25 protein-coding genes are annotated in these 25,853 nt (G+C 36.4%); 11 read left to right on the forward strand and 14 right to left on the reverse strand.

Annotated features, from left to right (window positions below; translation table 11 throughout):
* The first annotated feature begins 6 nt into the window (after window positions 1-6).
* The 4 genes from CLV00_RS03855 to CLV00_RS03870 all read left to right on the forward strand — a co-directional run bounded on the left by CLV00_RS03855 (window position 7) and on the right by CLV00_RS03870 (window position 6,137).
* Complete coding sequence (locus tag CLV00_RS03855) at window positions 7-2,316, forward strand: penicillin-binding protein 1A (protein WP_099713892.1); 2,310 nt, start codon at window positions 7-9, stop codon at window positions 2,314-2,316.
* Between the two features lie 191 nt (window positions 2,317-2,507).
* Entirely contained in the window at window positions 2,508-3,209 is a 702-nt protein-coding gene (locus CLV00_RS03860) for a CoA transferase subunit A (protein WP_099713893.1), read from the forward strand.
* A 2-nt stretch (window positions 3,210-3,211) separates the two neighbouring features.
* Window positions 3,212-3,871, forward strand: a complete 660-nt coding sequence (locus CLV00_RS03865; RefSeq protein ID WP_099713894.1) for a CoA transferase subunit B — start codon at window positions 3,212-3,214, stop codon at window positions 3,869-3,871.
* Between the two features lie 223 nt (window positions 3,872-4,094).
* On the forward strand, window positions 4,095-6,137 hold the full coding sequence (locus CLV00_RS03870) for a M4 family metallopeptidase (RefSeq protein WP_158234585.1): 2,043 nt from the start codon (window positions 4,095-4,097) through the stop codon (window positions 6,135-6,137).
* A gap of 76 nt (window positions 6,138-6,213) precedes the next feature.
* Here the strand turns inward: CLV00_RS03870 and CLV00_RS03875 are convergent, their stop codons facing one another.
* The 11 genes from CLV00_RS03875 to hemA form a co-directional block, all read right to left on the reverse strand.
* Complete coding sequence (locus tag CLV00_RS03875) at window positions 6,214-7,653, reverse strand: nucleoside recognition domain-containing protein (RefSeq protein WP_099713895.1); 1,440 nt, start codon at window positions 7,651-7,653, stop codon at window positions 6,214-6,216.
* A gap of 55 nt (window positions 7,654-7,708) precedes the next feature.
* On the reverse strand, window positions 7,709-8,422 hold the full coding sequence (locus CLV00_RS03880) for a 3'-5' exonuclease (RefSeq protein WP_099713896.1): 714 nt from the start codon (window positions 8,420-8,422) through the stop codon (window positions 7,709-7,711).
* 164 nt (window positions 8,423-8,586) lie between these two features.
* Window positions 8,587-9,057 carry a methylated-DNA--[protein]-cysteine S-methyltransferase gene (locus CLV00_RS03885; protein WP_099713897.1) on the reverse strand — a complete coding sequence of 157 codons (471 nt, stop codon included), beginning with the start codon at window positions 9,055-9,057 and terminating at the stop codon, window positions 8,587-8,589.
* A gap of 250 nt (window positions 9,058-9,307) precedes the next feature.
* Entirely contained in the window at window positions 9,308-9,694 is a 387-nt protein-coding gene (locus CLV00_RS03890) for a c-type cytochrome (RefSeq protein WP_099713898.1), read from the reverse strand.
* 37 nt (window positions 9,695-9,731) lie between these two features.
* Window positions 9,732-10,241, reverse strand: coding sequence for a DinB family protein (locus CLV00_RS03895; protein WP_099713899.1), 510 nt, complete (start codon window positions 10,239-10,241; stop codon window positions 9,732-9,734).
* Window positions 10,242-10,243: 2 nt separating this feature from the next.
* On the reverse strand, window positions 10,244-11,236 hold the full coding sequence (gene hemB, locus CLV00_RS03900; protein ID WP_099713900.1) for a porphobilinogen synthase: 993 nt from the start codon (window positions 11,234-11,236) through the stop codon (window positions 10,244-10,246).
* Window positions 11,237-11,316: 80 nt separating this feature from the next.
* Window positions 11,317-12,231: an oxygen-dependent coproporphyrinogen oxidase gene (hemF, locus tag CLV00_RS03905; protein ID WP_099713901.1), complete on the reverse strand. Its 915-nt coding sequence runs from the start codon at window positions 12,229-12,231 to the stop codon at window positions 11,317-11,319.
* 68 nt (window positions 12,232-12,299) lie between these two features.
* Entirely contained in the window at window positions 12,300-13,325 is a 1,026-nt protein-coding gene (gene hemE, locus CLV00_RS03910; protein ID WP_099713902.1) for a uroporphyrinogen decarboxylase, read from the reverse strand.
* Window positions 13,326-13,347: 22 nt separating this feature from the next.
* Window positions 13,348-14,031: a uroporphyrinogen-III synthase gene (locus tag CLV00_RS03915; protein ID WP_099713903.1), complete on the reverse strand. Its 684-nt coding sequence runs from the start codon at window positions 14,029-14,031 to the stop codon at window positions 13,348-13,350.
* Complete coding sequence (gene hemC / locus CLV00_RS03920) at window positions 14,031-14,948, reverse strand: hydroxymethylbilane synthase (protein WP_369800902.1); 918 nt, start codon at window positions 14,946-14,948, stop codon at window positions 14,031-14,033. The genes CLV00_RS03915 and hemC overlap by 1 nt, the downstream gene beginning before the upstream one ends.
* Window positions 14,948-16,204, reverse strand: a complete 1,257-nt coding sequence (hemA, locus tag CLV00_RS03925; RefSeq protein ID WP_099713905.1) for a glutamyl-tRNA reductase — start codon at window positions 16,202-16,204, stop codon at window positions 14,948-14,950. Before hemA ends, hemC begins: the two co-directional genes overlap by 1 nt.
* A 228-nt stretch (window positions 16,205-16,432) precedes the next feature.
* Between hemA and CLV00_RS03930 the strand changes: the two genes are divergently transcribed.
* The 7 genes from CLV00_RS03930 to CLV00_RS03960 all read left to right on the forward strand — a co-directional run bounded on the left by CLV00_RS03930 (window position 16,433) and on the right by CLV00_RS03960 (window position 23,173).
* Complete coding sequence (locus tag CLV00_RS03930) at window positions 16,433-17,308, forward strand: AraC family transcriptional regulator (protein ID WP_099713906.1); 876 nt, start codon at window positions 16,433-16,435, stop codon at window positions 17,306-17,308.
* 99 nt (window positions 17,309-17,407) lie between these two features.
* Window positions 17,408-18,463, forward strand: coding sequence for a ferrochelatase (gene hemH, locus CLV00_RS03935; RefSeq protein ID WP_099713907.1), 1,056 nt, complete (start codon window positions 17,408-17,410; stop codon window positions 18,461-18,463).
* On the forward strand, window positions 18,464-19,819 hold the full coding sequence (locus CLV00_RS03940; RefSeq protein WP_099713908.1) for an MATE family efflux transporter: 1,356 nt from the start codon (window positions 18,464-18,466) through the stop codon (window positions 19,817-19,819).
* Complete coding sequence (locus CLV00_RS03945; RefSeq protein WP_099713909.1) at window positions 19,806-20,360, forward strand: CopD family protein; 555 nt, start codon at window positions 19,806-19,808, stop codon at window positions 20,358-20,360. Before CLV00_RS03940 ends, CLV00_RS03945 begins: the two co-directional genes overlap by 14 nt.
* Before the next feature lies 1 nt (window position 20,361).
* Entirely contained in the window at window positions 20,362-21,834 is a 1,473-nt protein-coding gene (locus tag CLV00_RS03950; RefSeq protein ID WP_369800903.1) for a PAS domain-containing sensor histidine kinase, read from the forward strand.
* A 10-nt stretch (window positions 21,835-21,844) separates the two neighbouring features.
* On the forward strand, window positions 21,845-22,627 hold the full coding sequence (locus CLV00_RS03955) for an enoyl-CoA hydratase/isomerase family protein (protein ID WP_099713911.1): 783 nt from the start codon (window positions 21,845-21,847) through the stop codon (window positions 22,625-22,627).
* 147 nt (window positions 22,628-22,774) lie between these two features.
* The gene (locus CLV00_RS03960) at window positions 22,775-23,173 is read left to right on the forward strand and encodes a hypothetical protein (protein ID WP_099713912.1); all 399 of its coding nucleotides are present in this window, start codon (window positions 22,775-22,777) and stop codon (window positions 23,171-23,173) included.
* Window positions 23,174-23,300: 127 nt separating this feature from the next.
* Here the strand turns inward: CLV00_RS03960 and CLV00_RS03965 are convergent, their stop codons facing one another.
* The 3 genes from CLV00_RS03965 to CLV00_RS03975 form a co-directional block, all read right to left on the reverse strand.
* Entirely contained in the window at window positions 23,301-23,954 is a 654-nt protein-coding gene (locus tag CLV00_RS03965) for an HD domain-containing protein (RefSeq protein ID WP_099713913.1), read from the reverse strand.
* A gap of 90 nt (window positions 23,955-24,044) precedes the next feature.
* Entirely contained in the window at window positions 24,045-25,034 is a 990-nt protein-coding gene (locus CLV00_RS03970) for an acyl-ACP desaturase (RefSeq protein ID WP_099713914.1), read from the reverse strand.
* Window positions 25,035-25,044: 10 nt separating this feature from the next.
* The gene (locus CLV00_RS03975; RefSeq protein ID WP_099713915.1) at window positions 25,045-25,779 is read right to left on the reverse strand and encodes a 1-acyl-sn-glycerol-3-phosphate acyltransferase; all 735 of its coding nucleotides are present in this window, start codon (window positions 25,777-25,779) and stop codon (window positions 25,045-25,047) included.
* Window positions 25,780-25,853 lie beyond the last annotated feature (74 nt).

Raw genomic sequence — 25,853 nt, forward strand, 5'->3', positions numbered from 1 at the left:
AGTATTATGGCTATCAAAAAAAATAACAATCAGACAAAAAACATTGATAAGGACGTCACTTACTACAAAAAGAAATTTTGGAAAATCTTCTTTTATGGAATGGGTGCTGTCGGTTTGTTTTTCTTATTTGCTTCATGGGGACTTTTCGGCTCGATGCCTTCTTTTGAAGATTTAGAAAATCCAGATTCTAACTTAGCTACCGAAATCATATCGGCTGACGGAGTGGTTTTGGGTAAGTATTTCGAAAAAAACAGGTCTCAATTACGCTATTCAGACTTACCAAAAAACCTCGTACAAGCATTAATCGCCACTGAAGACGCCCGTTTTTATGAGCATTCAGGTATTGATGGAAGAGGAACTTTAAGAGCTATTTCCAGTTTAGGAACCAGCGGTGGTGCAAGTACATTGACACAGCAATTAGCCAAACAATTATTTCACGGAGAAGGATCTAAATTCCTGCCTTTTAGAATTGTACAAAAAATAAAAGAATGGATTATCGCTATTCGATTAGAAAGACAATACACTAAAAATGAAATCATTGCCATGTATTGTAATGTGTATGATTTTGGAAATAATTCTGTTGGAGTAAGTTCAGCGGCAAAAACCTATTTCTCCAAAGAGCCAAAGGATTTAACCATCAGTGAATCGGCAATATTAGTTGGGATGTTTAAAAATTCCGGTTTATACAATCCTATCAGAAACCCGCAAGGGGTAAAAAACCGTAGAAATGTGGTGCTTTTGCAAATGGAAAAAGGAAAAATCATTTCAAAAGAAGAGAAGGAAAGACTTCAAAGTTTACCGATCAAATTAAATTTCAAATTAGAAACTCATAAAGACGGAACGGCAACTTATTTTAGAGAATATCTTCGCGATTACATGAAGAAATGGGCCGAGGAAAATAAAAAACCGGATGGTTCTGATTATGACATCTACAAAGACGGTCTGAAAATTTATACCACGATTGATTCCAGAATGCAATTGCATGCTGAAGAAGCGGTTACTGCTCACATGGCAAACCTTCAAGAAGAGTTTTTCAATCAGTCCAAGGATAATAAAAACGCTCCTTTTGTTAATATTTCTTCGGTAGAAACACAACGAATTTTGAATCAAGCAATGAAATCATCTAACCGATGGGCTGTGATGAAATCAATGGATAAAAGCGATGAAGAAATTATAAAATCGTTCAGCGAAAAAGCAAAAATGACTGTCTTTTCTTGGAAAGGAGAAAAAGATACGATCATGACGCCATTGGATTCTATCCGTTATTACAAACACTTTTTACAATCCGGATTGATGGCAATGGAACCACAAACCGGTAATATAAAAGCTTGGGTTGGTGGTATCAACTACAAATATTTTCAATACGATCACGTAGGGCAAGGCGCCAGACAAGTAGGTTCTACTTTCAAACCATTTGTTTATGCCACTGCTATTGAGCAATTGAACATGTCTCCTTGTGACTCGATTGTTGATGGACCATTCGTAATCAGAAAAGGACGCCATCATGTTACCGAAGATTGGGAACCTAAAAACTCCGACAATAAATACCGCGGGATGGTTACCTTAAAAAGAGGTTTAGCGAATTCCATAAATACAGTATCAGCAAAATTAATTGACAAAGTTGGTCCGGAAGCAGTAATCGATTTAACCCATAAATTAGGGGTGAAATCCGAAATTGTAAACCAACCTTCCATTGCCTTAGGAGCAGTTGAAATTACAGTTGAAGACATGGTTGCCGCTTACAGCACTTTTGCCAATCAAGGCGTTTATATGAAACCTCAATTTATATCTAAAATTGAAGATAAAAGTGGCGTTATCATCTACGAACCAATACCTGAATCGCATGATGTTTTAAACAAAGACATCGCTTATGCAGTTATCAAATTACTGGAAGGTGTAACCGAAGGTGGTTCTGGAGACCGTTTGCGCACCACTGGCGGTGGTAATGGAGACAACCGCTGGACGGGTTATCCGTATTCGTTTAGAAACCCTATTGCAGGAAAAACAGGTACTACTCAAAACCAATCCGATGGTTGGTTCATGGGAATGGTTCCTAATCTTGTAACTGGAGTTTGGGTAGGTTGTGAGGATCGTTCGGCACGTTTCAAAAGCATCACTTATGGTCAGGGAGCCACAGCCGCATTGCCGGTTTGGGGTTATTTCATGAAACTTTGTTATGCTGATCCTGCTCTTAAAGTTTCTAAGGAAGGCTTTGAAAGACCTGCAAATCTTTCTATAAAAGTAGACTGTTACGTTCCTAAAAAGGTAATAGACACGACGGCCGTAGAACAAGATACCGAAGAATTTGAATTGTAAAATTTTCATCTGGAGCTAATCCAGCTAACCGCTATATCTTTCTGGTCCTGAAAAAAAATCAGGACCAGAAAGGATGTCGCTTTTATCTGGGCTAGGGCTTTGGTTCTCAAAATTAAATTCTGTTGTTCTTAGTATTGTAAACAGATTTGATTCTTCTTTAAATAAAATTCGACAAATAGCAACTCATTTTTATGATTAACAAAAAAGTAAACAACGTTCAGGATGCCCTTCAAGGAATTGAAAACGGGATGACTATTATGCTTGGCGGTTTCGGATTATGTGGTATCCCAGAAAATTCCATCGCCGAATTAGTAAAAAAAGAAACTACGGATTTAACTTGTATTTCAAACAATGCAGGTGTTGATGATTTTGGTCTTGGATTGCTTTTGCAAAAGCGTCAAATCAAAAAAATGATCTCTTCTTACGTAGGTGAAAATGTTGAATTTGAACGCCAAATGCTTTCTGGAGAACTTGAAGTGGATCTTATTCCTCAAGGAACTTTAGCAGAACGTTGTCGTGCGGCACAAGCAGGAATTCCTGCTTTTTTCACACCAGCCGGTTATGGAACTGAAGTAGCTGAAGGGAAGGAAGTTCGCGAATTCAATGGAAAAATGCATGTTATGGAACACGCTTTCAAAGCTGATTTTGCCATCGTAAAAGCGTGGAAAGGTGACGAAGCCGGAAACTTAATTTTCAAAGGAACCGCAAGAAACTTCAACCCTTGTATGGCTGGAGCGGCAAAAATAACCATCGCCGAAGTAGAAGAATTATTGCCTGCAGGAAGTTTAGATCCAAATGAAATTCATATTCCAGGTATACTTGTAAATAGAATTTTTCAAGGTGGGAAATATGAAAAAAGAATTGAACAAAGAACCGTGAGAAAAATTTTCTAATTATGGCTTTAGATAAAAATCAAATCGCAAAACGCATTGCAAAAGAGTTAAAACACAACTATTACGTGAATCTCGGAATCGGAATTCCAACATTAGTGGCTAATTATATCCCCGAAGGAATTGACGTTGAATTTCAAAGTGAAAACGGAATTCTAGGTATGGGTCCATTTCCTTTTGAAGGCGATGAAGATGCTGATTTAATCAACGCAGGAAAACAAACCATCACTACTTTGCCCGGAGCAAGTTTCTTTGACTCCGCATTCAGTTTTGGAATGATTCGTGGACAACATGTTGACTTAACAATCCTTGGCGCTATGGAAGTTGCCGAAAACGGTGATATTGCCAACTGGAAAATCCCAGGTAAAATGGTCAAAGGAATGGGTGGCGCAATGGATTTAGTGGCTTCTGCCGAGAATATTATTGTAGCCATGATGCATGTAAACAAAGCTGGAGAATCTAAAATACTTAAAAAATGTACCTTGCCATTAACGGGTGTAGGTTGCGTTAAAAAAGTGGTTACTGAACTGGCCGTAATGGAAATAACACCGCAAGGTTTCAAACTATTGGAGCGCGCACCTGGTGTAACCGTAGAACATATCGTCGCTTCTACTGAAGCTGATTTAATTATTGAAGGTGAAATTCCGGAAATGATTATCGACTAACATTTTCGGTTCAAAATCGACTATAGAAAATGCATCCTATAAAGGGATGCATTTTTTTTTTGACATTAATTTTACATTTTCTTGCCTCTTATAAAAACATCTATTTTGACAGGTTTTATATTTCACAACAAATAAAAATCAATTAATTTAACATAAAACTAACATTATATTGTTTTTTTGTTAAATTTGATTCATTGTTTAACTAACCAAAACACCCTATTAAATGAAAACAAAATTACTTGGAAAAATTGCGCTTTTTGCCTCCGTTTCTTTTTTTGCTTTAGAAACAAATGCTCAAGACGCAACTAAAAATGTAAAAGAAAAATTTACTGACGAAAGAGGAAAACCTTCACTAATTGTTTTTAACGAAAAGTCAACGTACAAAAACACCGATTCTGAAAAGGCATTCAGAGAGCAATTAGAATTAAAAGACAATTCCAGTTTCGCAAAAACTAAATCAGAAACTGACAAACTAGGGTTTTCTCATGAAAAATTTCAATTGTTTCACCAAGGAATAAAAGTTGAATTCTCTACGTACACCTTGCACTCAAAATCTGGAAAATTAGAATCCATGAGCGGAGAGTTTTATCAATTAGAAAACGTAAACACGCGTCCGGTTTTATCAAAACAACAAGCTTTAAACAGTGCTTTAAAACAAATTGGAGCAGCTACCTACCTTTGGGAATCTCCAGCAGAAGCAAAGATTAATGACTATCAAAAACCTACTGGCGAATTAGTCTTACTTCCTCTTTTGGATGAAGATTCTAAAGGTAAAAAAATAGAACAAATTCGCTTAGCTTACAAATTTGACATTTATGCCACAAATCCGATAAGCCGCGGTGACGTCTATATTGATGCAATAACTGGTACTACTTTATTTTACAATGCAACCATCAAACATCTGGATGAATTTAGCAATGGTGGAAAGCATAATTCCGTAAATAAAAAATCTGAAAACAATGCCGCAACGTCATTTGTAATTGCCAATGCTGACACTCGCTATAGTGGTTCCCAATCAATCCAAACAACATTGAGCGGAGCATCATACATATTAGCAGATGCCACACGTGGTAATGGAGTTATGACCTACAATATGAAAAAAGGAACCAGCTATACGGCAGCCGTAAATTTTACAGATGTAGACAATAACTGGACGGCAGCTGAATTCAATAATGTAAACAAAGATAATGGAGCGTTAGACGCACATTGGGGAGCTGAAAAGACGTATGACTATTTTTCGGCTGTTCACGGAAGAAACAGTTATAATAATGCTGGAGCAGCCATAAAAAGCTATGTTCATTACAGTAGCAATTATAACAATGCTTATTGGAACGGAAGTGTAATGACGTATGGTGACGGTTCTGGAACAGGTGGTTTTGACATCTTAACCTCAATAGATGTAGCCGGACACGAAATAGGACATGCAGTTTGTACGAACACTGCAAACTTAGCATACCAACAAGAATCTGGTGCAATGAATGAAGCATTCTCTGATATTTGGGGAGCTTGTATCGAATATTATGCTGCACCAAACAAACAACTTTGGTTAATTGGAGAAGACATCGAAAGAAGATCAGGACATTTAGCTTTACGTTCTATGAGCAATCCTAAAAGTGAAGGACAACCGGATACTTATGGCGGAACAAATTGGATCAGCCAAACAAAATGTAGACCAAGTTCTAGAAATGACTATTGTGGCGTTCACACAAACAGCGGAGTTTTAAACCATTGGTTTTATATCCTGACTCAAGGTAAAACTGGAACAAACGACAAAGGAAGCTCGTATAGCATTACGGGCATTGGAATTGATAAAGCGGCTAAAATTACGTATCGTTTAGAAAGCGTTTATTTGTCTGCTAACTCAACCTATGCAAATGCACGAACATTCGGAATACAAGCTGCAACTGACCTTTATGGAGCAGGTTCTCCTGAGGTGATAGCGACTACAAATGCATTTTATGCAGTAGGTGTTGGAGCTGCTTATTCAGGATCAACTGCTAAAACCAGCGCTGCTAAAGTTGCGAGTACCGAAACTACAAATGAAGCGTTTGTATTGTATCCAAATCCGGCAACTGACGTTTTAAGCATTTCAATCAAAGAAAACAAAAGTGGTTCTTATAAAATCTATAACTCTTTTGGATTTGAACTTCAAAACGGAAAAACATCAGGTGGAGAAATTAATGTAAGCACACTGACTAAAGGAATTTATTTCTTCGAATTGAACAATGGTCAAGAAACCATCGTAAAAACATTCATCAAGAAGTAATCCTTCCAGATTAAGTCTAAAAAAAAGCCTCACAATGTTGTGAGGCTTTTTTATTTTATATCTTAAATTTTTCTTTTTAAAAAAACCAAGTCGCCACAAAAATTGCTGTAATCACACAAATTACATCTACTATAAGCATCGTTCCTAATGCATAGCGGGTGTTTTTAATGTTTACAGAGCCAAAATAAACGGCTATCACATAAAAAGTACTCTCGGCACTGCATTGAAAAATACTTGCCAATCTAGCCGTTAAGGAATCGGCACCAAAAGTATTCATAGAATCAATCAAAAATCCTCTTGATCCGGCAGAACTAAAAGGACGAAGCAACGCAACCGGTAAAGCATCTGTAATTTCCTTACTTACTCCCATATTTGAAAAAATGAAAGCAATCCAATCGCTAATAATTTCAAACAAACCACTATTTCTGAATAAAGAAATAGCTACCAGCATTCCCAATACATAAGGAAAAATAGTCACTCCGGTTTTCACACCATTATTAGCTCCCACTACAAAACTTTCAAAAACTGTAGTAGATGCTTCAGTAAATTTTTTCTCATGAATAAACGAAAAGATCAAGGTAAAGGCAATTATTCCGATTAATATTAAAGCAGAAAGATTAGAGGTGAAATAGTTTTTTCCAATTAAATCCAAATGATTTACATACATCAACAAACCTACAATGGCAGCTATTAATGTCATCAATACAATTACCAAAGAAGCACTTTTGAAATTGATTTTTTGTTTGATTCCAACAATTAAAAAGGCAGCAATTGTACCAATAAAAGAAGTGATAATACATGGCAACATCACATCAGCGGGATTACTCGCATTTGCAGCAGCACGATATCCTATAATAGAAGTAGCTATTAAAGTAAGACCTGATGCGTGCAAACACATGAACATAATTTGTGCATCACTTGCTTTGTCTTTCTCTGGATTTATTTCTTGTAAACTCTCCATGGCTTTTAAACCAAAAGGAGTTGCAGCAGAATCTAACCCCAGAAAATTAGCAGCAAAATTTAAGGTCATATACGAAATGGAAGGATGGTTTTTCGGAATGCTCGGAAACACTTTTACAAAAACGGGACTCAATGCTTTAGCTAATTTTCCAGAGGCTCCGGAAATGATTAAAAGCTCCATCAATCCACAGAAAAAAGCCAAATAAGCCATCAGCGGAAGGATTAATTCCAGTAAAGTACTTTTACACGTTGGCAATAAACCATCTGATTTTTGAACACCACTATATATTTTTACGGTTTTGTTCTTATAAACATAAGTTGTGTCAGCATTTAGCGTATCACGATTGATAATCATGGTTTGTTCAGGTGCTTTCTTGATGCTGTCTTTAATAAAGGCAGGAAGTTGCTCTGCGAATTTCTCCGAAACCAGAATTGGATCATCTTTCTTTCCGTTCAAAACGTGGTCAATGGTATAACTGTCTCCAGAAAACAAACTAAACACTACAAATACAATTGCTGAAATAAAAATGACCAACCAAAATCTACTCAATACCATAATTTATAATTTTTGTAAATGTAATAAATCAATTGCAATGACAATGACAGAATGCTTACACATGAATAATCTCGTCCTCAATTAACAATTCTTCCCTGCGTAATCTCAAGAAAATCTGTGCCACGGCAATGGTATCTTTCTCGCAATAGGTTACGATTCTATCAATATCCTTGTCTACATAAAACACATGCCCTACTTGACTGCCGTCGATGTCGCCTTTTGGAGAAGGGATTCCAAGGACTTTACACATCAATTTTAAAGAAGTAAAATGTTTGTAATCTCCAAATTTCCATAATTCCAAAGTGTCCAAATGCGGAATTTCCCATGGTTTTTTTCCAAATAAATTCAACTTGTTAGGAATGGCAATTTGATTGATAATCATGCGTCGGGCAAGGAATGGAATATCGAATTCCTTGGCATTGTGCCCACACAAAACATGTTGTGGCTGATTGAAATGATTGTTCAGCAAATTATTGAAATCGAGCAATATTTTCTTTTCTTCTCCAAAAAAAGAAGTCACCCTAAAATTCCGAATATCCCCTTTGATGGTAAAATAACCCACTGAAATACAAACAATTTTACCAAACTCGGCCCAAATTCCCGCACGGTCATAGAAATCTTCAGGCGTGTATTCGTCTTTGCGCTGGTATTGGGTTTTGTGCTCCCAAAGGTCTTTCATTTCAGCATCTAATGCATTAAAATCTTCGGCTTCCGGAACGGTTTCTATATCGAGGAACAGAATGTTATTGAGGTTTATTTTTTCTATCATCAGCTAGATTGGTTAGATTTTTTGACTTCTTAGATTTTTAGATTAAATACAAAAACCTAAATTAGTAAACTTGATTGATTTTTTTGAATCTGAGACAATCTAAATTTCTAAAAATCAAAGAAATCTAATGTGTCTAACCTTCTAAAAATCTAAGAAGTCTATTTTTAAAAAAGACTTTGTTGTGTGGTTGGATTCTCATGTTCCAACAACCATTTTTTGCGCCATAAACCACCCGCATATCCTGTTAAGGAACCATCTGTACCAATGACCCTGTGACATGGAACGACAATCCAAAGCGGGTTTTTCCCATTAGCAGAAGCCACAGCTCGAATAGCTTTGACATCGCCCAGTTTTTTGGATAAATCCATATAGCTACAGGTTTTCCCAAATGGAATTTCGAGCAATCCTTTCCAGACTTTTTGTTGGAATTCAGTACCTTTTGGATTCATTGCAAAGTCAAAATCGGTTCGTTTCCCTTCAAAATAATCGTTGAGTTGCGTAACGGCTTCTTGCACAACAGCAGGAATTGTAGTTGAAATTTCACCTTCATCCGAAACTGAAATTACAGATATTCCATTTTCATCACCAATGATTGTAGCGATTCCTAAAGGTGTTTTGATGTATGCTGTTTCCATATTTTAAAGATAAAAAAATTAACCACATTGTTTCTAAAGAAGCAAGAAAGTTCAGAAATAAATACGCTCAAACAGTTTTAGACATAAAAAAAAACCATTCGCAGAGACGAATGGTTCTTGTATTTTAGCCCCGATAGCAGCGACATCTCCCGATTTAGAAAAACAAGACTTTTTAGCCGTAGTTTTTATTTATCGGGAATACAGCGTAGAGCGGGATTAGCTCCAGATACTGAAACAAGTTCAGTATAAATTATTTCAAATTTGAATATACGTAAGCTTCTAAGGCTTTCAATTCGCCATCAGACATAGCTTTTGTAACGGCGAAGTTTGTTTTCATAACTTCATACTGGCTTGGGTCAACAATAGGCTCACCTTCACCTTTTAAAAACGTTACGATGCTTGCGTTTTTATCTTTATAAATCTTAGCAATATCCTGCAGACTTGGTCCTATCACTTTCTTGTCTACTTGATGACAGGCAACACAATTTCCTTTACCTTTGAAAATTTCTTCTCCTAATTCCTCTGGAGTTTGCGCAACTTCTTCGGTAGTGGTTGGGTATAAAGGTTCTTTTTTGACTTCTTCTTTTTTACAAGAAGCAAGGGCTAAAACGGCAAATAAAAACAACGTCTTTCTCATGTTAATTTCTTTAATTGTAAGTATCTAAATTGCAAAATTACCAACCAACATACTTGGGTGGTTGAATTCCATTCAGGTTCAAATATACTAAAATTTGCGCTCTGTGATGGGTAACATGATCTTGCATCAAGTTGAGTATTTGTAATTTTGATTTTGGGCCAGCAAAAAAATCTACTTTTTGCGACAGTTCAATATCATTAGTTTTTTGTACAAATGCCTTTGCTTTATCAAAAGAGGCTTTTATTTCTTGGATCATTTGCGCTTTTGAAAGTCCTTTTACCGCTTCTTTTTTCACATATTTCTCGCCCGAAAAATGCGTTGTGCCCAACCAATTCATGTTGTCTTGTATGTGAAATAATTGTTCTCTAAACGACATTTCACGTTCAGCTGGCTTGTAATCATATTTATCTTCCGGCATAGCTTCTGCAACGGCTACTAAATAATCTTTGGAATTATCCCATTTTTCGATGAAAGTGGAAACCACCTCAACTTGTGCAAAAATGTTATTGGACAGCAATAAAACCGCTATTATTAAATATTTTTTCATTTCTATTTATTTAAAAGTATTGCAGCTTCTTTAGCAAAATAAGTCGAAATTAAACTGGCTCCAGCCCGTTTGATACACATTAATTGTTCCATCATAATTTTATCGTGATCCAGCCAACCTCTTTCGGCTGCGGCCTTGATCATCGCATATTCTCCCGAAACATGGTATACCGTTACCGGAACATTTACGGCGTTTTTGACTTCGCGAACGATGTCTAAATACGCAATTCCGGGTTTTACCATAACCATATCAGCGCCTTCTTCCACGTCCCACAACGCTTCTTTGATGGCTTCGATACGATTCGCATAATCCATTTGATAGGTTTTCTTGTCTTTTGGAATTTCAATGGCATCAACAGGAGCGCTGTCTAACGCATCACGAAATGGTCCGTAAAATGCAGAAGCGTATTTAGCAGAATAACTCATGATGCCCACATTATGAAAACCAGCAGCGTCAAGACCTTCACGCAAACGCAACACGCGTCCGTCCATCATGTCCGATGGCGCTACAAAATCGGCACCCGCTTGCGCATGAGAAACAGCCATTTTCACCAAAGCTGCATTCGTCGAATCATTTTCTACATCTCCATTTGCAATGATTCCGTCATGTCCATAAATAGAATAGGGGTCTAAAGCTACATCAGGCATTACAATCATTTCCGGACAAGCGACTTTGATGGCACGAATGGCATTTTGCATTAATCCGTTTGGATTCCAAGCTTCTTTCCCTGTATTGTCTTTTAAATTTTCACTGACTTTTACATAAATATTCACCGCACGAATGCCTAAATCGAATAATTCATGGATTTCTTTTACCGTTAAATCAATCGAACGACGAAATATGCCTGGCATGGACGCAATTTCTACTTGATAATTTTCTCCCTCAGCAATAAACATAGGAAACATAAAATCCGCTGGACTTAAACTGGTTTCACGAACCAAACTTCTTATGGATTCGTTTGTTCTTAATCTTCTGCCTCTGTGTAATGGGAACATATATTTTCGTTTAAAGTTTCAGGTTTAAAAGTTTAAAGTTAAACCCATTTAAAATTTAAAATTCAGAATTTAAAATAAACCTAAAGCCAATCTCTTGGATTCTCTAATACGTTTATTAATTTTTCTTCTTCGCTTCCAGCTTCTGCATGATGGTCGTATACCCATTGCACATGTGGCGGCAAACTCATCAGAATACTTTCGATTCTTCCGTTGGTTTTTAGACCAAATAAAGTGCCTTTGTCATGCACCAAATTAAACTCCACATAACGACCACGACGAATTTCCTGCCACGTTCTTTGTTCTGGAGTATACAGTAAATCTTTTCTCTTTTCTACAATTGGAACATACGCTTGGAGGAAGCTATTCCCCACTTCTGAAACGAAATCAAACCAGTTTTGCATACTCATGTCATCGGTTGCTTTGCAATAATCGAAAAACAATCCGCCAATTCCGCGGGCTTCATTTCGGTGCGCATTCCAGAAATAGGCATCGCATTGTTTCTTGTATTTTGGATAAAACTCCGGATTATGTTTGTCGCAGGCGGTTTTACAGGTTTGATGAAAATGAATCGCATCTTCTTCAAACAGATAATACGGTGTTAAATCCTGCCCACCACCAAACCATTGTTGAATTACGTTTCCGTTCTCATCGTACATTTCGAAATAACGCCAGTTCGCATGAACGGTTGGTGTCATTGGGTTTTTTGGATGCAATACCAAACTCAGTCCGCAGGCAAAAAAATCAGCTTCACCTACATTGAACATCTTTTGCATGGCTTCGGGTAATTTCCCGTGTACTGCCGAAATATTAACGCCGCCTTTTTCGAAAACTCCCGACCCTTCGGGACCGTTTTCAATCACGCGGGTTCTTCCTCCTCCACCTTCCGGACGTTCCCAAAGGTCTTCACGGAATTTGGCTTGACCTTCAACTGCTTCCAATCCTTTACAGATTTGGTCTTGAAGGTTTTGTATGTAAGAATAAAATTGTTCTTTCATTATAAATTAGTTTTCAGTAATGATTTTCAGCTACAAAAATGGAAACTGAAAACTTTGACTGTGACTGACTACTGATTGTATTCCTTCACGGCATCAATAAATGCTTTTGCGTGATCCACAGGAATATTTGGTAAAATTCCGTGACCTAAATTCACGATGTATTTGTCTTTTCCGAATTCGTCAATCATTTCGTGTACCATTTTCTTAATCACCGGAATTGGAGACAACAATCTGGAAGGATCAAAATTTCCTTGTAATGTGATATTTCCACCAGACAAGTATCTTGCATTTCTTGGAGAACAAGTCCAATCAACACCTAACGCTGATGCTCTACTTTTCCCCATTTCGCCTAATGCGAACCAACATCCTTTTCCGAAAACGATAACCGGTGCATCATCAGCCAAAGCCTCAATGATTTGGTTGATGTATTTCCAAGAGAATTCCTGATAATCAACTGGAGACAACATTCCGCCCCAAGAGTCAAAAATTTGAACGGCATTTACTCCCGCTTTTACTTTTTCTTTTAAATATAAAATAGTGGTATCGGTGATTTTTTGCAATAAAACATGCGCTGCTTCTGGATGTTGGAAACAAAATCCCTTGGCCATATCAAAACTTTTAGAACCTTTCCCTTCTACTGCATAACACATAATTGTCCAAGGAGAACCTGCAAAACCAATTAACGGCACCTCATCATTCAACATTTCCTTAGTCAATTTTATAGCTTCAAAAACATACCCCAAAGTTTCGTGAACGTCTGGAACAATTACCTTTTCCACATCCTGAATCGTACGAATAGGATTTGGTAAAAACGGACCAAAATTTTCTTTCATCAACACTTCAATTCCCATTGCTTGCGGAATTACCAAAATATCCGAAAACAAAATCGCAGCATCCGGTGCAATTCTTCTTATTGGTTGTACAGTAATTTCAGCAGCTAATTCTGGAGTTTGACAACGGGTGAAGAAATCATATTTATCACGCAAAGCGATGAATTCCGGCAAATATCTTCCGGCTTGACGCATCATCCAAACTGGTGGACGTTGTACTGTTTCTCCTTTTAGTGCTCTTAAAAATAGGTCGTTCTTAATCATGTATTTAAATTTTAGCAGATTGCTAGATGCTTTCCATTTTATAATATTCAATAACTTCCTCAATCACCTCTTCGATAGTTGGTGTTTCGGCAATTACGATGTTTTTAATTTTCTTTATTTCTAATGCTGATGCTGTAGTAGTGCCTATGCAAAAACAAACTTCATTCTTGATTTTATTATTTGTCAAATAACTTTCAACGCCAGATGGACTAAAAAATAGAATTCCGTCAAATTTTTCTTGGTCTGATATTTTAAAAGGCGCAAGCGCTGTTTGATACACTTCAATTTCATTAAAAGTTATTCCTGCGCTTTTTAATGCTTCTGGCAACGTTTCTTTACGCAAATTTCCGCTCAAAAAAGTATAGCTTTCCTTATTGTAAATCAAAGTGATTATTTCAGCTAATTCAGAGGCGTAATCCAAATAAACATCGACTGTAAAGCCATGCAATTCGAGTAATTCCTTGGTTTTAATACCGACACAAAAAACATGTTTACTCTTTAAAACTTCCCAACCGTTTTGTTCTATCAAACTTAAAACAGCATTTTGGCTACTAAAAATCAAGTTGTTGTTGATTGTTTTCAGTTCAAAAAGGTTGTTTTTGATTTCGATGAAATCTTGTTCTAAAAGATCAAAATTAGCATCAAGAAATACTTGTCTTTGTTCTGCTGACAATGTTTTGGTGGATAAAATGCTTGTTTGACTCATTATTTTTTCAAATTAATTTTAATTGCTGTCATCAATTCTGCTCCGCCATTTTCTAAAATTTCTTTGGCACAATAAAAGCCTAATTTCTTCCATTCTTGCATAGGAACGGTTTTTTCGATTTCGATTTTTTGCTTCCCATCGATAGAAAACAGAACGCCTTTAAACAAAATATCATCTTCTACAAAAACTGCTAAAGCGCCAATTGGTGCCGTACAACCGCCTTCGAGGGTTTTTAAAAACTGTCTTTCGATATGTGTGCAAACTTCAGTATCAATATCGTTAAGTTCGTTTAGCGCTTGTCTGCAAAATTCATCATTTGCCATCGCAACAACAACCATAGCACCTTGAGCCGGCGCTGGAATCATCCAATCCAAATCGATATAATTAGACGGTTTCAAGTTAATTCTTTCTAATCCTGCTGCTGCAAAAACAGCTCCGTTCCAATCGCTGTCCTGCAATTTTTGCATTCTCGTGTTGACGTTTCCACGCAAATCCACTACTTTGTGATTGGGATATTTATTTAACCATTGAGCTTGACGACGCAAACTTCCTGTGGCAATTGTACCTTCCCCATTAAGAAAATCAAGGTTTCCTTTGTGTACTAAAATATCCAAAGTATTCGCTCTTTCCAGAACAGCCGCTTGTACAATTCCTATTGGCAAAGCCGTAGGGACATCTTTCATGGAATGCACCGCAATATCAACATCGCCATTTATCATAGCGATATCCAGTGTTTTAGTAAAAATTCCTGTGATTCCTAATTCGTAAAGTGGTTTATCAAGAATGATATCTCCTTGCGATTTTACCGCTATAATTTCGGTTTTATAGCCTAAATCATTTAGTTTTTTTTCGACAGTATGGGCTTGCCAAAGCGCGAGTTCACTATCGCGGGTTCCTATGCGTATAATTTTGCTCATTATTTTGTAGTCGCTCCTATTTTGAAAACTTTCTCAATCCATTCAATACTTTCATCCACCATAGTATCATCATCTTTCAAATGATTAGCGAAATGAGTTGTTATTTTTTGGATAATTCTGTTGCTGATTATTTCGGCTTGCTCTTCATTAAAATTTGAAATTTTCTTGCTTTGAAAATCCAATTCGGATGTTTTTATCGCATTCAATTTTGCTTTTAAAGCATTGATTGTCGGCGCAAATTTTCTGCCTTTGGTCCACGTAATAAATTCCTCTTTTATTTCTTCGATGATTGCTTCAGCAGCAGGAATGTGTTTTTTTCTATTTTCTAAAGTTTCATCTGTTAGTTGTGACAAATAATCCATGTGAATCAGCGTAACACCTTCTATTTCTTCCACATTTTCATGGACATTTTTCGGAATTGATAAATCCAAAATCAACATTGGTTTTTTCAAATTCAGAATCGCTTTGTCAATAGTAGGGTTTTGTGCGCCGGTTGCTACCACAACAACATCTGCTTTTTGTAGTTCCAAATGCAGTTCAGAATAATCTTTTACGATTAAATTCAATTTCCCAGCTAATTTTTCTGCTTTCTCTTTGGTTCTGTTAATTAGCGTAATATGTTCGTTTTTAGTATGTTTTACTAAATTTTCACACGTATTTCTACCAATTTTTCCGGTACCAAACAAGAGAATGTTTTTGTTTCCAATGTCTTCTACATTCTTGAAAATATATTGAACCGCGGCAAAAGAAACCGAAGTAGCGCCTGAGCTAATCTCTGTATCGGTTTTTATTTTTTTACTGGCTTGGATAACGGCATTCACCAATCGTTCCATAAAAGCATTGGCTAAACCCAATGATTTTGATTGGGAAAAAGAATTTCTTATTTGTGCTATAATTTCGAAATCACCCAGAATCTGACTGTCTAAACCCGTTCCTACACGAAACAAGTGACTAATCGCTTCTTGATTTTTATAGACAAAACCTACCTTTTGAAATGATTCAACAGAGCCTTGACTATTCTCACAAATTAATTTGATTAATTGAAACGGATGTTCCGCATAACCGTAAATTTCAGTACGGTTGCAGGTAGAAGTGACTATTAAACTCTCTATTCCTTCATTCTTAGCTTGTTCCAGCAAACGCGTTTTTGCAGCAGCGTCTAAACTAAACTTACCTCTAATCTCAGCATCTGCTTTTTTATAGCTTAATCCAACTGCGTAAAAATAGTGATGCTTTGATGTGTTATTGTTTTCCATATTTGCACTTTTCCAGAAAGTGGAACAAAATTATCACTATAGTATTTATAAAAGTAACGCTAGAAGTTCTTTTTGTATCGCTAAGTGATTTTTTAGTTCCAATTGCTTATTTTATTGTAAAAAATTCTATTTTTGTAGTGAAATCAAGTTGTTTGAATCATCCTATTTAGAGCTATTCTAAATAAAAGAGTCTGATAAATATCATTTTCATATTAAAAAAATATCGCTATGGGTTCTCAGGAAATTATAAAAATTGAGGATGATTTTACGCTCATTCGCTTTCAAAATGACAGTGTTGATGCCTTTAATGCACAACGCGAAGTAGATAGCGGACTGATTCAGTTTCACTTTGGAATCAAAGGAAAAGCCAAATTTATTTTTAACCAAGGTAATTATGCTTTGGAACTGAAAGAGGAAAAATCATTGCTTTTGTACAATCCACAAAAAGAGTTGCCCTTAAATTTGGAATTAGCACCAAATTCTTGGGTGATTTCCGTGATTATTTCCATCAAAAAATTTCATGCTTTGTTTTCTACAGAAGCCGATTATATTACTTTTTTGAGTGCTGATAATAAGGACAAAAAATATTATAACGAAGGAAATATCAGTCCATCGATGGCAATTGTTTTGTCGCAACTATTCCATTACAGCTTACACCCGTCTATAAAAAACCTCTATTACAAAGGGAAAGGATACGAATTATTGAGTTTGTATTTCAATCGAACCGAAGATCCAAACGCAGAACAATGTCCGTTTTTAATCGATGAGGACAATGTAATGAAGATTAGAAAAGCTAAAGAAATTATCATTGCCAACATGGCCGAACCGCCTGGATTACAGGAATTAGCCGATGAAATAGGTTTGAATCTAAAGAAACTAAAAATGGGTTTCAAACAAATTTATGGCGATACAGTTTATGGATTTCTATTTGACTACAAAATGGATTTTGCCCGAAAATTACTCGACAGCGGCTCTTACAATGTAAACGAAGTAGGATTGAAAATTGGATACAGCACCGGAAGTCATTTCATAGCGGCGTTCAAGAAGAAATTTGCCACCACGCCAAAGAAATATTTAATGTCAATCAACCCAAATATGCAGTAACCAATTGATTTCTTATATTAAACAATAAATAAAAAATAGTTAATCGCAATTTATAAAAAAGTAAGTTTATTTACTTTTGTGCCAACAAAAAAAGATAACATGAAAGGTGTATTATTAGTTAATTTAGGTTCTCCGGAAAGTCCAACTCCAAAAGATGTAAAACCATATTTAGATGAATTTTTAATGGACAAATACGTAATTGACGTTCCGTTTTTGTTGCGAGCATTATTAGTTCGTGGGATAATTTTACAAACAAGACCTAAAAAATCGGCTGCTGCTTACGCAAAAATATGGTGGGACGAAGGTTCTCCGCTTGTCGTTATTTCCAAAAGAATGCACGCCAAAGTAAAGCAATTAGTTGATGTTCCCGTTTCCTTAGCGATGCGTTATGGAAATCCATCTTTATTGTCCGGTTTACAAGAATTGCATGACAAAGGCGTGAATGAAGTACTTCTTTTTCCATTGTATCCACAACATGCGATGGCATCTACAACTACAATATTAGAACTAGCCGAAGAATTGCGTAAAAAGCACTTTCCGGAAATGAAATTTACGATTGTTCCTGCATTTTATAACAAACCTGATTACTTAAAAAATCTGGCTGATTCTATCAAAGGTCATTTAGAAGGTTTTGATTACGATCATTTATTATTCTCCTACCACGGAATTCCAGAGCGTCACATTCGCAAGACAGATATTACCAAATCACATTGTAAAATAGACGGTTCTTGTTGCAACACGCCTTCGCCGGCACATGAATTTTGCTACCGTCACCAATGTTACGAAACCACAAAACAAGTGGTAAAATTATTGGGAATCCCAGAAGGAAAATACAGCCAGACCTTTCAATCGCGCTTAGCGGGAGACAAATGGTTGACACCGTACACGGATGTTGAAGTAAACAAAATGCCCGAAAAAGGAATTAAAAAACTTGCCGTTGTAACACCTGCGTTCGTATCCGATTGCTTGGAGACTTTAGAAGAAATTGCCATGGAAGCCAATCATGAATTCAAAGCTCATGGTGGTGAAGAATTTTTAGCCATTCCGTGTTTGAACGACAGCGACGATTGGTGCAAAACAGTAAGCAATTGGATTTCAAATTGGTCCAACGCTTCTTCATCCGTTAAAGTTGACTCTGAAAAAATTAACGCTTAAATGGCTGTTACCGCCGATGAGTTAGGAACTCAGGACATCAAAAAACTCTTGATAAAACAAGCCGTTCCCTCTTCTATTGGAATTTTATTCATGTCGGTTAATATTTTAATTGACACCATTTTTGTTGGGCAATGGATTGGTTCTTTGGCCATTGCGGCGGTAACCGTAGTTTTGCCCATCACCTTTTTGATTTCTTCTTTGGGAATGGCGATTGGTGTGGGCGGAGGCTCTGTACTTTCCAGAGCATTGGGAGCCAATCATAAGGAAAAAGCTTTGCATACCTTTGGCAATCAAATTATGATGACTTTTTTATTAGCATCTGTTTTTGTGCTATTTGGTCTTTTTTTCAGCGACGAAATGCTGATGCTTTTTGGCGCGAAAGGAGCCATAATGGAACCCGCCAAAGAATTTTTTATACCTATAATTATAAGCGTTCCGTTCTTGGCACTTTGCATGATGGGGAACAACGTGATTCGGGCCGAAGGCAAAGCAAAGTTTGCAATGGTCGCCATGATAATCCCTGCATTTATAAACATTTTACTAGACATTATTTTTATAAAATACCTGAATTTAGGAATGTTTGGTGCTGCTTTGGCTACAGCCATATCCTATTTTACCTGCTTCTTATTTGTGTTTTGGTTTTTTTATTTTAAAAGTGAACTACAACTAAAAGCCAGACATTTCAAATTCAACATTCCTATTGTAAAAGAAATAACCGAATTGAGTTTTGTGACTTTTTCGAGACAAGGAGTCGTGAGTATTTTAGCCATAATCCTGAATCATACTTTATATACTTATGGCGGCGAACATTCCGTTGCTATTTATGGAATTATCAGCCGAATGTTGATGTTTGCTTTGTTTCCAATTCTGGGAATCACACAAGGATTTCTGCCTATCGCCGGTTTTAATTACGGTGCGGGAAATTATGAAAGAGTCAAAGAAAGTGTGCTGCTTTCAATAAAATACGCCGCCTTTTTAGCCACCGTTATTTTTGTGGTAATTCTGATTTTTGCCAAACCGATAGTCGCTATTTTTACTACAGATCCACTCGTGATTGCCCAAACTCCAGAAGCGTTGCGCTGGGTTTTTGCGGCTTCGCCAATCATAGCGGTACAACTTATTGGTGCGGCTTATTTTCAAGCGGCGGGAAAGGCAAAAAAAGCATTGCTTTTGACCTTAAGCAAACAAGGGTTTTTCCTGATTCCGTTAGTGCTGATTCTACCAAATTTTTTAGGTATTTTTGGAGTGTGGATTGCATTCCCAATTGCTGATATTTTATCAACGCTACTAACTGGCTATTTTCTAAAAAAAGAAATGAACACAAAACTGATTCAAACTAACGATGGAATACTATAATTACCTTAAATCCCTGCACCTCATCTTTGTAATCACATGGTTTGCAGGATTATTTTACATTGTTCGCTTATTCGTTTACCAAATTGAAGCAGTGCAAAAACCTTCGCCAGAAAAAGAAATATTGCAAAAACAATACAAAATAATGACCTATCGCTTGTGGTACATTATCACTTGGCCATCAGCAGTTTTAGCCAGTATTTTTGCTTTTTGGATGCTGTTTTTTACAGATTTAGGACAAGCTTGGTTAAAAATGCCTTGGATGCATGTAAAACTTGGCTTTGTATTTGTGTTGTATTTATACCATGCAAAATGCCATCAAATATTCAAGCAATTGCAAAATGACGAAGTGAAATATTCCACAAATTTCATGAGATTGTGGAACGAAGGCGCAACGATTATCCTTTTTGCAGTGGTTTTTTTAGTAATTTTAAAAAATGCAGTCAACTGGATTTATGGTGTAATTGGAATCTTTCTCTTTTCCATTTTAATTATGCTTGGATTTAAATTTTATAAAAAAATCAGAGAAAGAAATCAATCTTAATATGTTTAAAAGCTTCAAAATATCAATGCTTTCGTTACGAATCAGGATTTTCCTTTCGATGATTGTATTGATAATTATGGCGTCCGTTTTGTTAGCTTCAATTTCAATCATTCAGTTTAAAAACGAAGCCAAAGAATACCACCAAGAGCGCTTAGAACGAAAAGAAGACGCAATAAAAGAACATATAAATTATGTGCTTTCGACTACTACATATCCTTTGACAACGGAGAATTTAGGTTTGATTTTTAAAGATAAAATTCACGAACTGGCACAAATTCACAGTATTGAAATTAACATTTACAGTTTAGACGGAAAATTGCTAAAATCCTCCAAAGAATCATTTTCTGTAGATAAAGTCGCTCCGCCAATTCCCAAATACATTTTAAAACTGGTTCGCTCTTCGATTGAAAAAAGATACGTAGACATTAAAACTATTGATGGCAAAAAGAACCGCTCTGCTTTCAGTCAAATCAAAGACGATAAATTTAAACCGTTGGGAATCTTAAATCTTCCATACGTAGAAGACGACGGTTACTATGAAAACGAATTAAAAAGCTTTCTAATCCGCCTGGGACAAGTGTATTCCTTTATGCTTATCGTCGCATTTGCATTGGCCTATTTCCTTTCTTCATACATCACTAAATCGTTGAAAACAATCTCAGATAAGTTAAGCGAAACGAGTTTGAATCAAAAAAACGAGAAAATTGTTTTGGAAGCCAGCAGCAAAGAGATTAATCTTTTGATAAAAGCGTACAACGGAATGGTGGATGAACTCGAGAAAAGTGCCATCAAACTAGCACAAAGCGAACGTGAAGAAGCTTGGCGCGAAATGGCGAAACAGGTGGCGCATGAAATCAAGAATCCTCTTACGCCAATGCGACTAACAGTGCAGAGTTTTCAGCGAAAATTTGACCCGACTGATCCTAATGTAAAGCAGAAAATGAATGACTACTCCGAAACTTTAATCCAGCAAATTGATACAATGAGCGCGGTGGCTTCGGCTTTTTCGAATTTTGCATCGATGCCGGCACAGCAAAATGAAACCTTAAACGTGGTCGAAGTAGTAGAACTTGCCATGGATATTTTCAACGAAGAATACATTCAATTCCAAAGTGATTCTCCCGAAATTATTTCGAAAATTGACCGAACACAACTCATTCGAATCATCACAAATTTAGCAAAGAATGCCATTCAGTCCATTCCGGAACAGCAGGAAAATAAGTCTATTGTCGTATCGGTAAAAAAAGAACTAAACAACGTTTTAATTACCGTTGCCGATAACGGAATTGGCATTCAGCCCAAGGACATCGACCGTATATTCGAACCAAAATTCACCACCAAAAGCAGCGGAATGGGTCTTGGTCTCGGTATTATAAAAAACATTATCGAAAATTATAAAGGAACGATTACCTTTGAAACTGAATTTGGAAAAGGAACTACTTTTATTGTTTCACTCCCAATAATTAACTCTTAAAATTACAATTATGAATTACGAAAACATTTTAATTGCAACTGAAAACAACATCGCAACGATTACTATTAATCGTCCTACAAAACTAAACGCTTTGAATGTTGCAACCATTTCTGATTTGAACAAAGCCTTCAAAACATTAGGGAAAAATGATGAAATTCGTGCTATTATTCTAACTGGAAGTGGTGAAAAAGCGTTTGTGGCCGGAGCTGATATTTCTGAATTTGCTAATTTTTCGATTGAAGAAGGAACGCAATTGGCGGCAGAAGGACAAGAGAAATTATTTGATTTTATAGAGAATTTAAAAACTCCGGTAATTGCAGCGGTCAATGGTTTTGCATTGGGTGGCGGATTAGAACTGGCGATGGCGTGTCATTTTAGAATCGCTTCGGAAAATGCAAAAATGGGATTGCCTGAAGTTTCACTGGGTGTAATTCCGGGTTACGGAGGAACACAACGTTTGCCACAATTGATAGGAAAAGGACGCGCAATGGAAATGATTATGACCGCAGGAATGGTAACGGCACAAGACGCGTACAGAACCGGATTAGTGAATCACGTTGTTCCTGAAGCAGAACTTTTAGACTACTGCGTGAACCTTGCAAACAAAATAATCAAGAATTCTCCTTACGCCATTGGCAAAGCCATAAAAGCAGTCAATGCTAATTTCAAAGAAGGAAAAAATGGCTATGAAGCCGAAATAAAAGCCTTTGGAAAATGTTTTGGAACCGAAGATTTTAAAGAAGGAACAACCGCCTTTTTAGAGAAAAGAAAAGCAGTATTTACTGGGAAATAATTACAAAAGAGAACCACATTGGTTCTCTTTTTAGTTTATAAGTGATTATCCTTTAAAATAATCTTTCCTTAAAAAGAGATTGTTTGGCTTACAACACTTAATTTTACAGACCCGTTTCGGAATATAACACCATCTAAAATCAAACTTATGTCCTTCCAACCTGTATTTGTACTTTTCTGGGAAAAGGTAAAAGAAAGTATCGAAAACCATACGTATGCCAAACTAACGCTTGCTAAAACCATTGGTGATACGGAACTTAAAAATATTTATGTGCGTCCCGTTTTACTGGAGAATGACGTATTCAGTCTTTCGGTTACGGCGCGTTACAAAACCGAAGAAATAGAAAGTTTCCATTCGCTTGACGAAGCCTTTATTATATTGGCTCCGTATATGAATAACCCGTTTTTGACCGCTTTGTTGTTTACAACGGAAAATGACATCACCTTTAAACTCAATAAAAAAAGAGTGGGAAGTATTATTGAGCAAGCACCCACTTTTAAAAACGCTTCAGATGTGATTCTGGAAATGAAAGAAAAAGGAATTTAAAATTAGTGGTCAGTGAACAGAATTTAGTGGTTTGTGTGTAAAACAAGACTGAAATCGATTTTTTTGAAGTAAAGCGGTACAATTTCAACATCAACAAACTGAATACTAAAAACTGAACACTGCTTACTTACTTTTCCCCTTCCCATTCCGCATAAAACTGCGCCAGAAATCCTTCCATATAACGGTGTCTTTCTTGCGCAATTTGTTTTCCGGCCTCGGTATTCATCTTGTCTTTCAAAAGCAATAACTTCTCGTAAAAATGATTGAGCGTTGGAGAATCATTCTTCTTGTATTCTTCCTTTGTCATACTGGAATTTGGAGCGATTTTAGGGTCGTAAAGCGCTCTATTTTTAAATCCGCCATAATTGAACGTTCTGGCGATTCCAATGGCGCCAATCGCGTCTAAACGATCTGCATCCTGAACCACATCTAATTCTATGGATAAGAATTTCTTTTCGAAATTACCTCCTTTGTATGAGATGTTTTCAATGATATTTACCACATGAGCGATGATTTCTTCGTCAACATTTTCTGATTCTAAAAATTCACGCGCTATTCTTGGTCCAACGGTTTCATCACCATCATGAAACTTACTATCGGCAACATCATGAAGCAAAGCCCCAAGTTTTACAACAGTGGCATCACAAACTTCATTTTTTGAAATCAGAACAGCATTTTTAAACACTCTTTCGATATGGAACCAGTCGTGTCCGCCTTCGGCATTTTCTAGTTTTTCTTTTACAAAAAGAATCGTTTTGCTTATTAAATCAGGGTTTGTCATTGTTTATTTTATTTTAAAAAAAATGTTGAATTTCAAAGTTCTCCAACTTCAAAATCCAACATTTTTATTCTTTATTTAGAACTCAAAAATCTATCTTACTAAAGCTGGCTCCACCCATTTGAAAATATGTGATTCTTGTGGAATCACTAATCTTTCTGAAATTTTTGCCATTCTTGCCGGTAATTTCATCAAGTAATCACGGGCTTTTTCTGCTTCATCAGTCAAACCGGAAATTTTGTCAATTTCCCATTTGTCAATTAATTTTTGCATGATATCTACATAATCTGCTGCAGTGTAAACACCAATTCTTTGTGCCGAATCAGAAAACTGTTCGAATGCAGTACTGATTTTTTCACCGGATTCTCTCAAGAAATGCGCTGGCATAACGATTTTTGCTTTCATCATGTATTGAAACGCAAGCATCATTTCACTTGGATCAACTTGAAAAATACGGTTTACAAATTCGCTGTACGCATGATGATGACGCATCTCGTCACCAGCAATCATTTTACACATTTTAGACAATTTGTTGTCCCCATATTTCTTAGCCATTTGAGCTACTCTGTTGTGAGAAACATAGGTTGCTAATTCTTGAAAACTGGTGTACACAAAGTTTTTGTATGGATCTCTTCCGGTTCCAATATCAAAACCGTCGTTAATCAAGTGTTGCGTAGTCATTTCTACTTCACGCATGTTCACACGACCTGATAAATACAAATATTTGTTCAGTAAATCACCATGACGATTTTCCTCTCCAGTCCATTGTCTGATCCATTTAGACCAACCGTTACGCTCTACATTATCAATTCCATCTACGTCCATTAACCAGGATTCGTAAGTTGGTAAAGCTTCCTCAGTAATGGTATCACCTACTAAAGTCACCCAGAAATCATAAGGTAATTCTTTTGCAATTTCACGTAATTCTTTGACCTCATCAAAAAAAGTATCACTTTGGGAATTAGGCAAAAAATCTGTTGGTTGCCATATTTTTTCCACTGGAATTAGATACTGATCGACAAAGCTGTCTACGTTTTTTTCCAAAAACTGCATTACTTCTAATCGAATGTTTTTTATTGACATTATATATAAATTAAATTTTTATTCCTTGAACAACTGCTGCTTCTGTTTTCTCCATCAACTCAGCAAAATCATAATCTTTAACCGCTAACGGTTTATGTACTACAAAGGTAAGGCGATTTCCTAAACCTAAAGGGAAAAACCCGTATTTAACTATTTTCCAAGAATTGTTTATGCTTACCGGAACTACGTATGCCGAAGGCGCATACTTACATAAAATTTTCAACCCGCTTTGTGCAAACTCTTTTGGCTTACCCGTCTTGCTTCGTGTTCCTTCCGGAAAAATAACTGCAGAACGGTTGTTTTTTTCAATATATTCAGACAATCCTTTAATTGCTGGAATGGCTTGTTTGGGATCTTTACGATCGATAAGAACAGAGCCTCCATGACGTAAATTAAACGACACACTTGGGATGCCTTTTCCTAATTCTTTCTTACTGACAAATTTACAATGAAATCGGCGGAAAAACCAAATCATAGCAATAATATCGTACATACTTTGATGATTAGACACAAAAATCAGAGGAACATTTTTTGGAATGCTTTCTATGTTTTCAAATTTGTACGTTGTTCCCAAAAGATTCGTGCATCGCAATAAGAAAAAATTCAAATAGTCGACACTTTTTTTATGGGCTTGATAACCAAAAACATTGAAGCAAACCCACTGAATTGGATGAAAAATAACCAATGTAAGACCGAAACATAAATAATAAATTACGGAAATGGGATACGAAATTAGTTTTTGCATGCTTTAAAAATTTGCCACAAAAGTAAGAAATATATTTTTAGCGGTATTTAAATCCGAAACAATATACAGGCTCA

The organism is Flavobacterium sp. 11 (genome assembly GCF_002754315.1).
Classification (GTDB): Bacteria; Bacteroidota; Bacteroidia; order Flavobacteriales; family Flavobacteriaceae; genus Flavobacterium; species Flavobacterium algoritolerans.

What these genes read in the sequence shown, in the direction of transcription:
- CLV00_RS03855 (WP_099713892.1), top strand. Translation starts at nt 7, where the DNA reads ATGGCTATCAAAAAAAATAACAATCAGACAAAAAACATTGATAAGGAC.
- CLV00_RS03860 (WP_099713893.1), top strand. Translation starts at nt 2,508, where the DNA reads ATGATTAACAAAAAAGTAAACAACGTTCAGGATGCCCTTCAAGGAATT.
- CLV00_RS03865 (WP_099713894.1), top strand. Translation starts at nt 3,212, where the DNA reads ATGGCTTTAGATAAAAATCAAATCGCAAAACGCATTGCAAAAGAGTTA.
- CLV00_RS03870 (WP_158234585.1), top strand. Translation starts at nt 4,095, where the DNA reads ATGAAAACAAAATTACTTGGAAAAATTGCGCTTTTTGCCTCCGTTTCT.
- CLV00_RS03875 (WP_099713895.1), bottom strand. Translation starts at nt 7,653, where the DNA reads ATGGTATTGAGTAGATTTTGGTTGGTCATTTTTATTTCAGCAATTGTA.
- CLV00_RS03880 (WP_099713896.1), bottom strand. Translation starts at nt 8,422, where the DNA reads ATGATAGAAAAAATAAACCTCAATAACATTCTGTTCCTCGATATAGAA.
- CLV00_RS03885 (WP_099713897.1), bottom strand. Translation starts at nt 9,057, where the DNA reads ATGGAAACAGCATACATCAAAACACCTTTAGGAATCGCTACAATCATT.
- CLV00_RS03890 (WP_099713898.1), bottom strand. Translation starts at nt 9,694, where the DNA reads ATGAGAAAGACGTTGTTTTTATTTGCCGTTTTAGCCCTTGCTTCTTGT.
- CLV00_RS03895 (WP_099713899.1), bottom strand. Translation starts at nt 10,241, where the DNA reads ATGAAAAAATATTTAATAATAGCGGTTTTATTGCTGTCCAATAACATT.
- hemB (WP_099713900.1), bottom strand. Translation starts at nt 11,236, where the DNA reads ATGTTCCCATTACACAGAGGCAGAAGATTAAGAACAAACGAATCCATA.
- hemF (WP_099713901.1), bottom strand. Translation starts at nt 12,231, where the DNA reads ATGAAAGAACAATTTTATTCTTACATACAAAACCTTCAAGACCAAATC.
- hemE (WP_099713902.1), bottom strand. Translation starts at nt 13,325, where the DNA reads ATGATTAAGAACGACCTATTTTTAAGAGCACTAAAAGGAGAAACAGTA.
- CLV00_RS03915 (WP_099713903.1), bottom strand. Translation starts at nt 14,031, where the DNA reads ATGAGTCAAACAAGCATTTTATCCACCAAAACATTGTCAGCAGAACAA.
- hemC (WP_369800902.1), bottom strand. Translation starts at nt 14,948, where the DNA reads ATGAGCAAAATTATACGCATAGGAACCCGCGATAGTGAACTCGCGCTT.
- hemA (WP_099713905.1), bottom strand. Translation starts at nt 16,204, where the DNA reads ATGGAAAACAATAACACATCAAAGCATCACTATTTTTACGCAGTTGGA.
- CLV00_RS03930 (WP_099713906.1), top strand. Translation starts at nt 16,433, where the DNA reads ATGGGTTCTCAGGAAATTATAAAAATTGAGGATGATTTTACGCTCATT.
- hemH (WP_099713907.1), top strand. Translation starts at nt 17,408, where the DNA reads ATGAAAGGTGTATTATTAGTTAATTTAGGTTCTCCGGAAAGTCCAACT.
- CLV00_RS03940 (WP_099713908.1), top strand. Translation starts at nt 18,464, where the DNA reads ATGGCTGTTACCGCCGATGAGTTAGGAACTCAGGACATCAAAAAACTC.
- CLV00_RS03945 (WP_099713909.1), top strand. Translation starts at nt 19,806, where the DNA reads ATGGAATACTATAATTACCTTAAATCCCTGCACCTCATCTTTGTAATC.
- CLV00_RS03950 (WP_369800903.1), top strand. Translation starts at nt 20,362, where the DNA reads ATGTTTAAAAGCTTCAAAATATCAATGCTTTCGTTACGAATCAGGATT.
- CLV00_RS03955 (WP_099713911.1), top strand. Translation starts at nt 21,845, where the DNA reads ATGAATTACGAAAACATTTTAATTGCAACTGAAAACAACATCGCAACG.
- CLV00_RS03960 (WP_099713912.1), top strand. Translation starts at nt 22,775, where the DNA reads ATGTCCTTCCAACCTGTATTTGTACTTTTCTGGGAAAAGGTAAAAGAA.
- CLV00_RS03965 (WP_099713913.1), bottom strand. Translation starts at nt 23,954, where the DNA reads ATGACAAACCCTGATTTAATAAGCAAAACGATTCTTTTTGTAAAAGAA.
- CLV00_RS03970 (WP_099713914.1), bottom strand. Translation starts at nt 25,034, where the DNA reads ATGTCAATAAAAAACATTCGATTAGAAGTAATGCAGTTTTTGGAAAAA.
- CLV00_RS03975 (WP_099713915.1), bottom strand. Translation starts at nt 25,779, where the DNA reads ATGCAAAAACTAATTTCGTATCCCATTTCCGTAATTTATTATTTATGT.